This is a genomic window from Bradyrhizobium sp. Mp27 (assembly GCF_029953005.1).
GTDB lineage: Bacteria > Pseudomonadota > Alphaproteobacteria > Rhizobiales > Xanthobacteraceae > Bradyrhizobium > Bradyrhizobium barranii.
The window spans coordinates 1-384 of the sequence record NZ_JASAUS010000675.1 but is presented as its reverse complement, the minus strand read 5'-3'; the positions used below and the strand labels follow the sequence as shown (position 1 = coordinate 384).

Below are 384 nucleotides of genomic sequence, written 5' to 3'. Positions count from 1 at the left end.
GTCTCGGTCATGGCGTATCGCTCTCCTCGAGAGGTTCTGGCAGGCTCGTCACCCGCCTCGATACGCCGCCTTCCTCACACCGTCATCACCCAGATTCCGCCATAGCTCGCGATTGCAGGCCACTCCACTGCTTAGGACGTTCTTCGAAGCACATCCGAACGCGAGATTGATCAATCAATATGGGTCCACGGAAATCAGCGTCATTTCCGAGCACCACCTTGCAGCTGATCCGTCATGTTGGCCCCAGATGCCTCACGTCGGGCGTCCAATCGTCAACACGCGGGTGTACCTGCTGGATGGCCATGGCGCGCCCGTGCCGTTCGGTGCGGTCGGCGAGCTTTACATTGGCGGGGCGGGGGTGGCACGGGGCTACCTGAACCGCCC

1 protein-coding gene is annotated in these 384 nt (G+C 61.7%); it reads left to right on the top strand.

Annotated features, from left to right (window positions below; genetic code table 11):
• Positions 1 to 166: 166 nt before the first annotated feature.
• Positions 167 to 384, top strand: a 218-nt coding sequence (locus QJT78_RS52265) for an AMP-binding protein (RefSeq protein WP_281460961.1), incomplete at its 3' end; no start/stop codon positions are given.